Origin of the sequence: Serratia plymuthica NBRC 102599 (genome assembly GCF_001590925.1) — a bacterium.
Taxonomy (GTDB): Bacteria; Pseudomonadota; Gammaproteobacteria; order Enterobacterales; family Enterobacteriaceae; genus Serratia; species Serratia plymuthica.
Genome location: NZ_BCTU01000001.1, coordinates 171,001 through 183,999 on the forward strand (window position 1 = coordinate 171,001; position 12,999 = coordinate 183,999).

At 46.6% G+C, this 12,999-nt stretch carries 9 protein-coding genes and 1 pseudogene; 8 read left to right on the forward strand and 2 right to left on the reverse strand.

What is annotated here, in order from left to right:
* Positions 1 to 76: 76 nt before the first annotated feature.
* Positions 77 to 2,206, reverse strand: coding sequence for a TonB-dependent siderophore receptor (locus SPL01S_RS00725; protein WP_063196936.1), 2,130 nt, complete (start codon positions 2,204 to 2,206; stop codon positions 77 to 79).
* Between the two features lie 408 nt (positions 2,207 to 2,614).
* Between SPL01S_RS00725 and SPL01S_RS00730 the strand changes: the two genes are divergently transcribed.
* From SPL01S_RS00730 to SPL01S_RS00745, 4 genes are all read left to right on the forward strand, one after another.
* Positions 2,615 to 3,502: a MurR/RpiR family transcriptional regulator gene (locus tag SPL01S_RS00730; protein ID WP_081113128.1), complete on the forward strand. Its 888-nt coding sequence runs from the start codon at positions 2,615 to 2,617 to the stop codon at positions 3,500 to 3,502.
* 447 nt (positions 3,503 to 3,949) lie between these two features.
* On the forward strand, positions 3,950 to 4,522 hold the full coding sequence (locus tag SPL01S_RS00735) for a DUF8453 domain-containing protein (RefSeq protein ID WP_174523935.1): 573 nt from the start codon (positions 3,950 to 3,952) through the stop codon (positions 4,520 to 4,522).
* A gap of 188 nt (positions 4,523 to 4,710) precedes the next feature.
* Positions 4,711 to 5,133: a hypothetical protein gene (locus tag SPL01S_RS00740; protein ID WP_197913134.1), complete on the forward strand. Its 423-nt coding sequence runs from the start codon at positions 4,711 to 4,713 to the stop codon at positions 5,131 to 5,133.
* A 126-nt stretch (positions 5,134 to 5,259) separates the two neighbouring features.
* Complete coding sequence (locus tag SPL01S_RS00745) at positions 5,260 to 6,216, forward strand: hypothetical protein (protein WP_063196940.1); 957 nt, start codon at positions 5,260 to 5,262, stop codon at positions 6,214 to 6,216.
* A gap of 138 nt (positions 6,217 to 6,354) precedes the next feature.
* On the opposite strand, the pseudogene SPL01S_RS00750 reads toward SPL01S_RS00745, so the two are convergent.
* Positions 6,355 to 6,641, reverse strand: a pseudogene (locus tag SPL01S_RS00750) (transposase); the annotation flags it as partial.
* A 521-nt stretch (positions 6,642 to 7,162) separates the two neighbouring features.
* Here SPL01S_RS00750 and SPL01S_RS00755 point away from each other — a divergent pair.
* The 4 genes from SPL01S_RS00755 (at position 7,163) to SPL01S_RS00765 (ending at position 12,858) form a co-directional block, all read left to right on the forward strand.
* Entirely contained in the window at positions 7,163 to 7,648 is a 486-nt protein-coding gene (locus tag SPL01S_RS00755; RefSeq protein ID WP_255212452.1) for a toll/interleukin-1 receptor domain-containing protein, read from the forward strand.
* Positions 7,649 to 8,016: 368 nt separating this feature from the next.
* Positions 8,017 to 10,155, forward strand: coding sequence for an AAA family ATPase (locus tag SPL01S_RS00760; RefSeq protein ID WP_063196945.1), 2,139 nt, complete (start codon positions 8,017 to 8,019; stop codon positions 10,153 to 10,155).
* Between the two features lie 190 nt (positions 10,156 to 10,345).
* On the forward strand, positions 10,346 to 10,657 hold the full coding sequence (locus tag SPL01S_RS24230) for a hypothetical protein (protein ID WP_073971994.1): 312 nt from the start codon (positions 10,346 to 10,348) through the stop codon (positions 10,655 to 10,657).
* A gap of 794 nt (positions 10,658 to 11,451) precedes the next feature.
* Positions 11,452 to 12,858, forward strand: a complete 1,407-nt coding sequence (locus SPL01S_RS00765; RefSeq protein ID WP_063196948.1) for a transposase-like zinc-binding domain-containing protein — start codon at positions 11,452 to 11,454, stop codon at positions 12,856 to 12,858.
* Positions 12,859 to 12,999 lie beyond the last annotated feature (141 nt).

Sequence of the window (12,999 nt, forward strand, 5' to 3'; positions counted from 1 at the left end):
GACCCCGACAAAAAGCCCGCTCAGGTTTGCCCCGAGCGGGCTTTTTCTTCGGTCTGGCTAAAGGGGGCGGAACGGCTTAGAACTCCACGCTTGCCTGCACCATCAGATTACGGGTTTCCCCTTCGCGCACGCGCAGATTGCCGCCGCTGGAGGTGTAATAGTGCTCATTAAACAGGTTGTTCAGATTCAGCTTCAACTGCGTTTTCTCGCCAAACAGGCGGTTGTTCCAGGCGATGAAACTGTCGGCCACCACATAATTCGGCAGGGTGAAACTGTTCTCCGGATCGCCCGCCCGCGTGCCGACGTAGCGTGCGCCACCACCGACGCGGAAGTCGCCCGGAATGCCGCTGATCACCAGATTATGGCTCAGGTAGAGCGCGCCTGAATGGCGTGGCGCATTCTGCAGACGGTTGCCGTTATTCGCGGCGTTCACGCCGTCGTCAATGATCTTGGCGTTGGTGTAGCTGTAATTGGCGCTCAGCTCCCAGTCCGGCAAGATCTCGCCATTCAGTTCGAATTCCGCACCGCGAGAACGCGCTTTATTGATAGCGCGCGTTGCGCCGTTGATGCTGAGCGACATGTCGCGCTCGTCAATATTGAACAATGCCACGCTGGCGAACAGGCGCGGCGAAACCTGCCACTTGCTGCCCATCTCCCAGGTGGTGCCCTGTTCCGGCTTGCCGACGTCACCGTCGTCGTCGACGTTGGTGGACGGCGTAAAGGATTTGCTGACGCTGCCGTAAAGCGAGACATCCGGCGTCAGTTTATAAATCAGCCCAGCCTGCGGCAGGAACTTGTTGCCTTCGTCATCCAGCGTTTCCACCACCGGATTGAAGCCTTTGGAGGCGCGCTGCTCGTAATGCTGATAGCGCCCGCCCAACACGGCGATCCAGTCCGGCGTCAGCGAGATGCTGTCTTTGGCGTACACCGAACGGCTGTGAATGCGGTTCAGGTTATTGCTGTTGGCTACGTTTTCCGTGCTGCTGTCCGTCACGGGCGACAGCATGTCGTATTGCGGATCGTTGAGGTTAAAGCTGTTGTTGGCCTTGCCCTGGTATTGATGCGCGCGATAGGTCTGGTTCATCTCATAATCGGTACCCAGAACGATATCGTGCGTCATGCCGAAGATGTTCTGCGAGCCGAGCAGGTCCCAGGAGACGTATTTGGTTTTATGGTTGTAACCGCGGTTGGCATCGGCGCGGCGCGTGACGGCGCCGGTGGTGGTGTTGACGCCGGTCACCCGGACTTCGTTGTTGTCGTAGCGGCGCTGGTTCCAGCCCAGCGTCAGGCGGGTGCTCCAGTCTTCGTTGAACTGCCAGCCATACTGGGCATTCAGCGTTTTGTTGTGGCCCCAGGCATGGTTAGCTTTGTCGTCCAGGCGGTTTTTATAGCCGATATCGACCGGTTTGCCGTCAATAAAGGCGGTGCCGCGATCGTAAGGAATGTCGTAGCGATATTCGGAATAGCTGATCAGGAAGCTGGCTTTTTCGCCGAACCATTGCAGCGATGGGGCGATCAGCGTGTGTTCGTCACTGCCGAAATTGCGCCAGTAATCCTGATTTTGCTTCTCGGCAATCAGCCGGAAGGCAAAACCGTTGCCGAGCGGGCCGGTGACATCTACCGTGCCTGCACCGCCGCCTTCGCTGGCGTAGCGGCCGCTGACGCGGGTGTGCCAGTCGTATTGCGGTTTTTTGCTGACGACGTTGATCACGCCGCCCGGATTTTGGATGCCGTACAGCAGCGAAGCCGAGCCTTTCAGCACTTCAACGCGCTCGGTGGTGGCATCGAAATTCAGCCCCTGGCTGCTACGCACGCCGTCGCGGTAAATGGAGCCGTCCGAGTTGGAACCAAAACCGCGGCGCACAAAGCCATCTTCGGTGCCTGCCAGCGTGTTGCCTTCGGTGACACCGCTGACAAAACGCATCGCATCGGCCAGGCTTTCGGCCTGATAATCTTCTAACTGTTGTTGGGTGACTACGCTGACGGACTGCGCTTCATTCAGCCTGGAGGTTGGCGTTTTGCCGGCAACGGAGCTGGTGCTGGCGCTGTAACCCTGTTCGTCTGCCGCTTGCCCGGTAACGGTGAGGGTATTGTCGTTCCATGCCGCATAGCTGGCGCCTGAGGTGAAAAACGCGGCGCCATAGATTGCGGCAAGAATGGCCGGATGGCAGCTGCGTTTAAAATAAAACAATGTGTTGTTATTCATCTAATTAAACCCGGTGTTAATGATGTTGTTATTTTCTTTTTGCCAATAAAAACCCGGCTGTTTTTAAGTGAAACCGCCAGGGTAAGGGAAGTCTTGATATCAATGTAATTGATAATCATTCAATCATAGGGCAATGTAGTAGTAAATATGAAAATTTAACCCACCACTACAGCGCTGCGTGAAAAAATGCCTCGTTTTATGTGGGTGATTGTTTTTGTATAATGCTATGTATTTAAAGTAATTTTGTTGAATTGTTGGTTGCGGATTGGCGACGGCTTTCCGTTGACTGGCCGAGATGGGACTATTTTCATAGCCTGACGGCTACTACATTTAGCGCGAACGAGGCGGCCTTTGCAGGATGGCCCCGGTCAATAAACCGATGAAAAACAAACGGATTGAGCAAAGATTATGGCGGGAAATGAAATAAAAAAACGTGTCGATGTTTTTGGCGAACGTTACCGCGCGCGTGCAGCGGCCCTTTCACCACGATTACAGGCGGTGGTGCGCTACATCCATGAGCATCGCGAGGCCGTAATGGAAGCGAGCGCCATGGAGATTGCCGCAGCGACAGGCACCTCGGATGCCACCGTAGTGCGGGCGGTGCAGGCATTAGGCTTTGCCGGCTTGCGCGACATGAAAAGCACGCTGGAAGCCTGGTTCGGCACCGCGGTCAACTCCGAAGAAAAGATGAACGCGACCGTGAGCGATCTGGCCTGCGACATCAATTCCGGCATCGATTTCGTGTTAGGGGGGCATAAGCGCGCCTGCGACGTGTTATCTGAACCGCACAACCGCCAGGCCATCTCGCAAGCGGTGAGCTTGCTGATAGAGGCACGCCAGGTGGCGCTATTCGGCATTAATGCCTCCGGGATTTTGGCCGACTACAGCGCCCGGCTGTTTAATCGCATCGGCATTCCTGCGGTATCGCTTAACCGCTCCGGTATTGCCCTCGCCGAACAGTTGATCACCCTCCAGCGCGGCGACGTGTTGATCATGATGGCGCAGAAGTCGGCGCACAGGGAAGGGAGGACAACCCTTCGCGAAGCGAAGCGCCTCGGCATCCCGATTATTTTGCTGACCAACGCCAGCGACTCATTTTTTGCCGGGGAAGCGCATGTCGTGATCAACGTTCCCCGCGGCGGCGAGAATGGCCGCTTACCGCTGCACGGCACCGTATTGGTGTGCCTGGAAATGCTGATTCTTTCCGTCGCATCGGCCACTTCGGCACGCACGATGAAAACCATGAAACGCATTCAGGATTTAAATCGCGGGCTTAAAGGGGCGGGGCGGAAGTAGGGGGCTTGGTGAGTTGGGGAAGCTTTGAAGTTAGTGGTAAAGGGGGAGGAGCGTCTGGTATTTGGGTGTGTAGCTTGTGATGGGGGTATGGCAGGTGTAGCTGAATTGATTTGTACTTAATCTGATGATTTTTTGTGTCCAATCAGGCCTGACAGTCATGTTAGTGCCAGAGGTGCTCTTTACTATAAGTAAATGCTCTTAGCTATTTAGTCATTTCAATGGAAGATACCTTATTGAAATAATAGGTAATATGAAAATGTTAACTGAGAGAAAGTTTAGCAACTCGAGTACTATCTGTATAAGCTATGTTGAGGTCCAGTTCAAAAATTACAAAACAATTTGTTGAAATAGAGATGAATCAGCATTAGTTTATGCTACATGAATAAAAACCATGAAAATTTATACTTGTGTATAACAGTTCAGTTAAATTGTATGTAGGAGTAAAAGATGATGATGGAAGTTCTTACTGCAATTCTCGTTATAATCACAGGCATTTATGCATATTTAACATACAAAATGTCTAATATAAGTGAACGTTCAGTTCAAATGATGAAAGAACAAACGGAAGCGATGTCCCGTCCTTATTTGGTTATTCAACCAGTGGTGAGGTCTCATACTTCATTTCTATATTTAAAAATCTATAACATTGGAAGAATACCAGCTTTAAACGTCAAGTTTGAATTGGATAAGGATTTTCATCAGTTTGACGAACCAGATAGAAATTTAAAGGATATTAGTGTGTTTACATCAACTTTTGATAGCTTCGCTCCTAACCAAAGTTTACTCTTCGCCCTTGGCCAAGGGTGGCTTATTTTTGGTGAGTCAAAAAATTCATTGCCGCAGCAATTTGTAATAACTGCAACTTATAGCTATATGGATAAAAAAGTTATTGAAAAGAATCATATAGACCTAAGGCCTTTCGAACAAAGTGAAAGTGAGAGAAACCCCATTGTAGAAGAGCTTGAAAAAATAAGAAAAGCGCAGGAGAAATTGGTAAGTAGTTCCAAATGGCCCAATTAATTAAAATGGTAATATAAGGGGTGTATATGGGTCTTCATGTGAATTCAATATCGGATTTTCCTCTTTCGGAAAAAAGAGATTACTATCTTTAGATACTCGACTATTACAATTGGGATGAACCTATATCAAATACGTTAATGGCTAACCTTCCTAGAATTGAGTCATTTTGCGCAAAAAATGATTCTGTAATGGTACGTGGACTACCTGATAGTCATTTTTATTCAGAAGTGCTTTCCTGGGTGAAAATAAATGGACAAGGGCTAAATACAATATTACCTGCATTGATGATAACGACGGTCCATCCGAAATATTTCATCGAAGCAAACAATTGCAAGGCAGAGTCTGAAATTATTGACTCTCTTATCTTTCTGAAGATAAGAGACATTTGCAAGCAGCCTTCAGATGTAATAGACCTAATAGAGAAAATATTTACTGATATTAGTGATAAGAAAGAAATTAAGAACTTCGTCATTACTAAAGAACTAAGGGCATCCGAGCATGGGGCATTGGTTGATGCTTTAATTCTTGAGCCAAACTTCGCAGGATTTGGAATAAATATTAAAAAGCTTGCGGCATGGGTAAAGTCACGCCGTAAAGCTTTAGGAAAATGACACTTATGATGTTACTCGTTTGCTAATGTCGATGTTATTATTCCATGCGTAAAAGTTAAGGTGAAATAAAAAATATCCGAATTCCTGGTGTTTGGGATTTTTATTTAATTATTAAACGGATTACAGATGAGCACACACTATCGACTTATACCTCCATTCTTATATGTAGCGGAAGAGCAGGACTTCTCTAAGGCATGGGAGCTATTTTGCTGCAAGCTATTGAACTTGAGTAACAAGACGACGGAAATTTATGTCAGAAACCCACCTGAGCAAGGTGTAGATATTTACGACCCTTCTAAGAAGATTGCCTATCAATGTAAAAGCATCGAATCTGGAAAATCAGGTGATTTTAATGTGACCCATGTAGTGAAATCCATAGAAGCAGCTAAACTCATTCAAGCTGAACTCAAGTGGGAAAGATACGTCTTGTGTGTGAATGTGGCTATAAGTGGCATTGCCGAAGCTACGCTAAAGAAAGCGCTACCTGATATAGAAATTTTTCCAAATTCACACTGGGTTGGACTTTGCGAAAAAAATCCAGTGGAGGTAGAACGTAACTTTAGACGACTGATCGAAGTTCCACGCGCAAGAGTTCTTGATGCAATACATAATCGTTTTCTCGACCACTATTCTGAACAACTGAAACAGAATATTGAGGACTCATCATTCGACGTCTTCCTTTATTCGAATAGACACGACACTGCTTATCGTGTCCCAGTATCGGACAATTTCAGTTGTCAGGATCTTCTGGGTATTTTTCGAGAGTTTTTTAAACTTCCTGAGTCAACCATAATTTCTACAGAAGGGATTTATGTTTCTCTTTCACATTCAGTGGTCTTCAACGGTAAAAAAATATCACGCCTCACTAGTTTGAAGAATGCAGGAATTTCTCACGGAAGTGTAATTACGTATTGGACGACAATCCTTTGGAAGGATGCAGATACACAGTTCAAAGGTGACGTAATAAATATGATGACATCTCATATACCTAATATTACGCTTAGCCAAAGGCGGAAGCGAGCCATTGCAGTGTTCTCGGAGGACTTGAGGCAATGTTTTCACTCCTTTGATAATACTCTCTAAAGCGCGAATGTATAACAAACGTGTCAATGGGGACTGGTTTCTGAGCCTGTCCATAATTCTGTGTAACTGGCAGCCTATTAAAGGTGATCGTTTAGACGGTCACCGAACTCGATAATAAAGCGACTAATGGCCAACCGCCAGCTCACGCTTTATCGCTGGTTTTAAAGCTTTTTTCGATGACATCTTTCAGTGCCCGGCATTCAAGACTGAGATCGGCAAACATTTGTTGAGACGGAGGTTTCGTCCTCAAGGTCTTTCATCTTTTTGATATCAGAGGCTTCCATCCCGCCGTACTTTGCTTTCCAGTTGTAGTAAGAGGCCTCATAAATACCCGCTTCGCGGCAGACATCCTTGACGGTGCGTCCGGCTTCGACGGGCTTCAGAACGGCGATGATCTGGTGTTCGGTAAATCGGGCTTTACGCATAGCGATCTCCTCAGGGAACATAATCAGTATGTCGGAAGATCTCTAAAAGTGAATGGTTCGTTTTGCAGGGATGCTTACAAATTGAACTCTGAGCTTGTCAGGGGGGCTTTAGCGGCCCTGTGCCAGCAGTGGACTTTTACGTGACTGCTTTAGTCATAATATTATTTATTTTTTTGTTAAATTTCAAATTGATGTGATTTTTCTTGCTGTGAATTTTCTGCGACTTCAAGAAACTGAGCTGGCTAATTGATAAACAATTAAAAAGCGGTTAATTTCAGGAAACATAAAATTACAAAAGGAAGGATTACGACATGGCTAGATGTACGGCACCAAGACAAGGCCACCGCACCGCAAGCGGCGCAGCGGCCTGCCCCGCATGTAGTAGTCGCTATAGCGGCTATCGCTCAAACTTATATTCACCCTCTTCCTACTCATCTCCAGGGAACGGCGGGGGCAGCCGTAGCAGTAGTGGAGGATCAGGAAGCAGCTCAAAACCGCGCTGGTCGAGTGTAGGTTCGTCCGTGTCATACACATTAGCCCAAGTGCAGTCACTCACACCAATCCGACAAACTGTTGAGGTACGAGCAGCGGAGCAACCTGATCTTCGTGACGTCTTCCTGTGTCACGCATGGGATGATCGGCAGGGGGTAGCCAAAGAGCTACACGATTTACTCGTGGCGGCTGGTGTCAAAGTCTGGTTCAGCGAGAAGGACCTCGGCCTTGGCGTTCCTATGATGCGCGCCATCGATAAGGGCTTGGCAAATTCACGAATCGGGCTTGTGCTAGTTACACCTGCGCTGCTGAACCGGTTACCCAAAGAGGGCGTTGCTGACAAAGAGCTTTCTGCACTCCTGGCAGGTAACCAGCTCGTTCCAATCGTGCATAACACATCGTATGAAGCTCTTCGTAATGTAAGTCCCTTACTTGCTTCACGAAGTGGTTTGGACACTGGGGAAGATTCAATGACAGTTGTAGCGACGAAAATCGCCGAACTGGTCACCCTTTAGCTCGGTGGCCCATACAGGTTTTCGACTCAGATGTGGGCGATTGTAAAATGCGAGCTAACTCTTGGTCAACTGGGCCTGTCTCCGGCAGGTCAGTTGTCTACAAGATGAATGTCCGCCTTGATCATGGCCGACGTGATTCCCACTCTGCGGCACCGGTCAGTACCAGAAGCGGACACTACAGGCACTATGGGTTAATCGGTTACTGGTGCGTGGGGGCGTTTTTATCTCCTTCTTCTAACATCTCCTTGTTAATTAATTTGCAGTTTACGCTCTAGCGAAACGGTGCTTTGATGGACAGGTCACAGCAATATTTTTAGTGAAAATAATACGCAGTTTTTTATCAATTCAGCCATTAGAAGGATTTTGCGATGGATATTGAAATTAGCTACTGCAATAACATTGATCACGGCCGTATCGCTCTTTCAGAAAATAAGCTGAACATTAAGTTTGCTCCAAACGGCACTGGTAAGAGCACTATTTCTCGCGCAATACTGCACAGTGTTGCTGGCGATGCACAAAGCCTCAGTGCGTTGCTTCCTTTCAAGCTTCGCACGTCTAATCCCTTAGGTTTGCAACCGGGGGTGAGTGGCACGGAAAACATTCGCGATGTTATGTGCTTTGATGAAAAATACGTCGCGCAGTTTACCTTCCAGCCAGACGAGTTGGTCAGCAACAGTTTCGACATTTTTATCAAAACGGAAGCTTACAGCCAAACCGAGCGTGAGATAGAAGCCATGGTCATGGCCATCCGGCAGGAGTTTACCGAAAACGAGGAACTGGAGCTTTTCATTACACACCTTCAGGAGCTCAGCGGGGCGTTTAAGCTCACTAACAAGGGGTTGTCTAGAGCTTCCACGGGGATGAGGGGGCTATCAGGCGGCAATAAGCTGCAGCACATTCCTGTTGGACTTGAACCCTATCAGCCGTTTATACAGAGTGTGCGCAACGTAGAATGGATCGAATGGCAGACTAAGGGGTATGAGAATTTCTTCGAGCTGTCAGAGGGCTGCTGCCCTTTCTGCACGGGTGATTCTCGCGATAAAACCGAGCAGATCCGCAAAGTCGGCAATGAGTATGACAAGGCCGTGATCAAAAACCTCGTTGGCATCATCAACGTGCTTGACAAGCTGGGTGAGTACTTTTCCGACGCCGCGCGGGCGCTACTGAAGGGGATCACGACGCTGCAGGGCGGGCTAGAACAGCACCATGAGGACTATCTCCTCGCTTTCAAGCGGCAGACTGACAATCTGCTCGTTCTGTTGAATACTCTGAAAACCTTAAATGGCTTTACGTTCAGCGATGCTGGCAATGTCCGGACGTCGCTGACGGCCTGCAGACTCGACCTGCAGTTCTTCCCCGATCTGCAGTCGGAAAAAACTCGGCAAATCGTCGATCGCCTCAACGCCTCACTGGACGTGCTCATGGCCCAGGCCGGTCAGCTTCAGGGACAAATCAATATACAGCGTGCTGGTATGCAGCGGCTCATCCAGAAGCACAAGACTGATATCAATACATTTCTTGCTTACGCAGGCTACCGCTATCAGGTCGATATCTCCGGTGATGGCGAACAGTGTCGGCTCAAGCTACAGCACGTGGATTATGAGGACTATCTCAGCGGCGGAAGCCAGCATCTCAGTTATGGCGAACGTAACGCTTTTGCAATTGTCCTCTTCATGTATGAATGCCTAGCCCGCAAACCCGGTCTGATAGTACTAGACGATCCAATCTCCTCGTTCGACAAGAACAAAAAGTTTGCTATTCTCGAAATGCTATTTCGTCGTGACACGGGAGAGTGCCTGAAAAACCTGACGGTGCTGATGCTGACGCACGACGTGGAGCCGATCATTGATACGCTGAAATCAGTCAGACAAATGTTCAGTAATCAGGTCACGGCATCGTACCTCCGCTACAGTGCGGGTACCATCGCAGAGCTACCAATCCGCGAGAGCGATATAATGACGTTTGCGCAGATCTGCAAGGCAGTGACAGAATCAGAGTGTGACGACCTGATTAAGCTGATCTACCTTCGCCGGCATTATGAAATTCTCGACGATCGCGGCGACGCTTATCAGGTGCTCTCTAATCTTTTTCACCACCGTGCTGTACCCATTGACTCACGCGAGCCGATGGAGGAAGGCATCGGCTACCCTGCTATGGCTCAGGCTAGGCTGCAGGGCGGCTGCAGTACGATCGCAGAGCGTATTCCCGGTTTTGATTACGCAAACATATTGAGCATTCTGTCCACTCCGGAGCACATCAGGACACTCTACTATAGCTGTCAGACAGGCTATGAGAAACTGCAGGTATTCAGGCTATTGGGGCCAGAGGTTGATAACCGGGTGATCCGTAAATTTGTGAATGAAACCTATCATATTGAGAACGAATTCATCTGCCAGCTCGATCCGGCCCGATTCGACTTGATCCCGGAATACGTCATTGCTGAGTGCGACAAGCTGCTGACTCCACTCCAGGTGGCCAATGATGAGGTCGGACGGGAGATTGCTTAACATAACCGTTCAACACGCTTTACCTGATACTCGTCTATTTTTATCAGCGAAAAATACGTACATGGGATACTGATCACCCGTAGTTGCTTGAAGATGCTACGGCTTGGCAGCGCTTAACTGCGTTGCTGTTTTTGAGTTGGTCGCTACACGTAACTTTATTATCGATAAAACTTACTCAGGAGAGTAAAAAATGGCTAGTAACTATGATCTAATCGCTGAAGCAATTAAAGGAAAGCTTCAAATAACAGCAACATACCAAGGACATTATCGCGAAATGTGCCCTCACGCACTTGGAAAAAAAAGAGGGAAATATCAAGCGTTATTTTATCAATTTGGGGGAAGTAGCAGCAAAGGTCCCGTAACTCCCGACTCCCCTTTTAACTGGCGTTGTATTCCTATAGAAGGATTGATAGACATTAAGTTACGTTCTGGAGAATGGCATACAGCGCAAAATCATAGTCAAGCGCAAACATGTATTGATCAAATTGATATAGAGGTTTGAATTTAAACCTAATATATTCAAACTATTACATCTAAGTGTATTAGTCGAGACTTGATCTGACATATTGACCTGAAAGATTGGGAGTTACCGGTTTTTATGTGGATATCGAATCCTTATAAAAAACTTGAGATGGCTCCCATGCCTCATACTAATAATCACGTCATTAAACAAAGCGCAAGTATGATCAATCTGGTCGTAGAAATTAGCAATTTGTTAAAATTCTGAGATTCTTATCGTTGATTAGACTCACTACTGTTAGTAATGTATTTGTTATATCCTAATAGTCATTGCCCATTGTTGAGCCAGAACGCCCGCTCCTCGTCCATAACCGATAAATCCCATGAGTGAGGAGACTGGTCTGTGCCAAAAGCAAACGCTCGTAACTGGATCGCATAAAGTCGCTGTATCACTCCATCAAGGGTTAGTATCTGTCTGGAAGGGCCCTAGTGATTGAGCAATGCATCTGGTGCTGGCACCTAATGTAGAAGACTAGTAATGACTAATCAGATGGCCGGTATCCGTCTATCTCTGCCCAGAGTGGAGGTCATGGGGGCTTGGTTATTCCGGCACATCATAAAAATGTTATTGATTTCATTTCTGATGATTTCTTTGTTTTAAACGGGTTTTTCCGTTCATTTTTGGCCCTAGATAGTAAAAGCCAAATGGCAACGACCCAATGTAAGTATTAAAAATCATGCGTACATAGATTCATAATGCAAAGAAATCAGTAAAGATGATGATGTGATTGATTTTTTATTGTAGCTTTGAGTGATTGTCGACATGGGGTGGTGGGAATGATGAAAAAGTTTCCAGAAATTGATGTAAACGTATGCAAGTCAGAATACTGTGAAAATTTTTCTTTAACAGGCTGTGATGACTACATCATCCCGTCATTTAAGTTGGGGTTTCGCGCTATTCATTGCCAGCGCTGCGATGGTAATAGCGTGTTAATTAATAATGATGATATACGGGAAATGATATATCCGTATATTTCACTCTATCGTGTTAAGGTTGAGGGGCGCTGCCCTGAATGTTTTTCTGACATTGTTATTCGCTATGGCGTTACAGCGAAGGGCACATCAAGATATCAATGTAAAACCTGTCAGTGCGTTTACTCCCCTCATCGGGGGAATGATTATGATACGCATAAAAATAAAATCATTGAACTGCTTTGGGAAGGCAAGAAAATCAATGACATTTTGTCGACGTTAAAAATAACCCCGGCAACATTCTATAGAAAACTTCATCAAACAGAGGCCTCGCTTGAAGTGTTGTTGCGCTCACGAGAAAAAGAATTAACTGATACCTGGGGGCACAGCGTTCAGACCAATATTTTCAGGCAGACGTGTCGAGTGGAAAACAATACGGGGCTTAAGAATGAACTGCTGGGCATGATAAGTTGCTGCTCCAAAACAGGCTATGTTTTTCTGGCCAGTCTGAACTGGACTGATGCGCCATTGAGTTCCGAGAGTCATTATAACGCCCAAAACAGAGCAACTGAGCCGACAGATCTTGGTGGGGATGATATTCTCAAGGGGATATACAGGAAATATGAATCTTTTAATAAACGCCAAAGTTTTGGCTATTTTAAATATACAGACGAAATCTGCTCAAAGAAAGTAATAGAGCCTGTTGTCATGGCCCATTTCCATTTCACAAAATTGCGATTTATTTCACCTGTGAGTATAAGATATCACTTCCTTTATTTTGATTTGTTTGTGAGAGGATCTTGTATTACCGTCTATGGCGCTGACATTCGCGAGGGGAAGTGCGATGTTTTTTATGTGGCTTCTGACGAAAGGATCACGGACAAACAGTATATCTATAAAGGGAGCTATAAAATCGGGTGGTGGAATAACATTTGGCATGAGTATTCTTGCCCAGCGGATGGCGGATTAAAGTATTTGTGTAATCTCACCAACTTAAAAAGCGACAAACCGGATGAATACCTTCAGCTTCACCCATCGCTTAATTATTCTGAGGCTTTTATTGATGCTCTTCAGCATTTTTTCCCTAAAGAGAAGGTTGAAAGTTTAACCCCAAAAGTATTGGCATCTATTTTGTCTATTTTTGTTAAATTCTACAATTACTGTTACCTCTCGCCAGGTGAGGAGATAACGCCAGCACAAAAAATTGGATTGGCCAAGAAAAAGTATGATATCGAAACCCTTATAGATGGCTTCATTGAAGGAGATATTTGAATTTCACACGCGATTATTTTGCGTATCCACACCAACACAAAATGATAGTGTCGGTGCTCCCAGCCTGGAATCAACAATTAAATGTGATCACCCTCACATATGCGTAACTTTTGGTGCGATTAACTGGATGCGCCAAGGGGG

What these genes read in the sequence shown, in the direction of transcription:
- SPL01S_RS00725 (WP_063196936.1), bottom strand. Translation starts at nt 2,206, where the DNA reads ATGAATAACAACACATTGTTTTATTTTAAACGCAGCTGCCATCCGGCC.
- SPL01S_RS00730 (WP_081113128.1), top strand. Translation starts at nt 2,615, where the DNA reads ATGGCGGGAAATGAAATAAAAAAACGTGTCGATGTTTTTGGCGAACGT.
- SPL01S_RS00735 (WP_174523935.1), top strand. Translation starts at nt 3,950, where the DNA reads ATGATGATGGAAGTTCTTACTGCAATTCTCGTTATAATCACAGGCATT.
- SPL01S_RS00740 (WP_197913134.1), top strand. Translation starts at nt 4,711, where the DNA reads ATGGTACGTGGACTACCTGATAGTCATTTTTATTCAGAAGTGCTTTCC.
- SPL01S_RS00745 (WP_063196940.1), top strand. Translation starts at nt 5,260, where the DNA reads ATGAGCACACACTATCGACTTATACCTCCATTCTTATATGTAGCGGAA.
- SPL01S_RS00760 (WP_063196945.1), top strand. Translation starts at nt 8,017, where the DNA reads ATGGATATTGAAATTAGCTACTGCAATAACATTGATCACGGCCGTATC.
- SPL01S_RS24230 (WP_073971994.1), top strand. Translation starts at nt 10,346, where the DNA reads ATGGCTAGTAACTATGATCTAATCGCTGAAGCAATTAAAGGAAAGCTT.
- SPL01S_RS00765 (WP_063196948.1), top strand. Translation starts at nt 11,452, where the DNA reads ATGATGAAAAAGTTTCCAGAAATTGATGTAAACGTATGCAAGTCAGAA.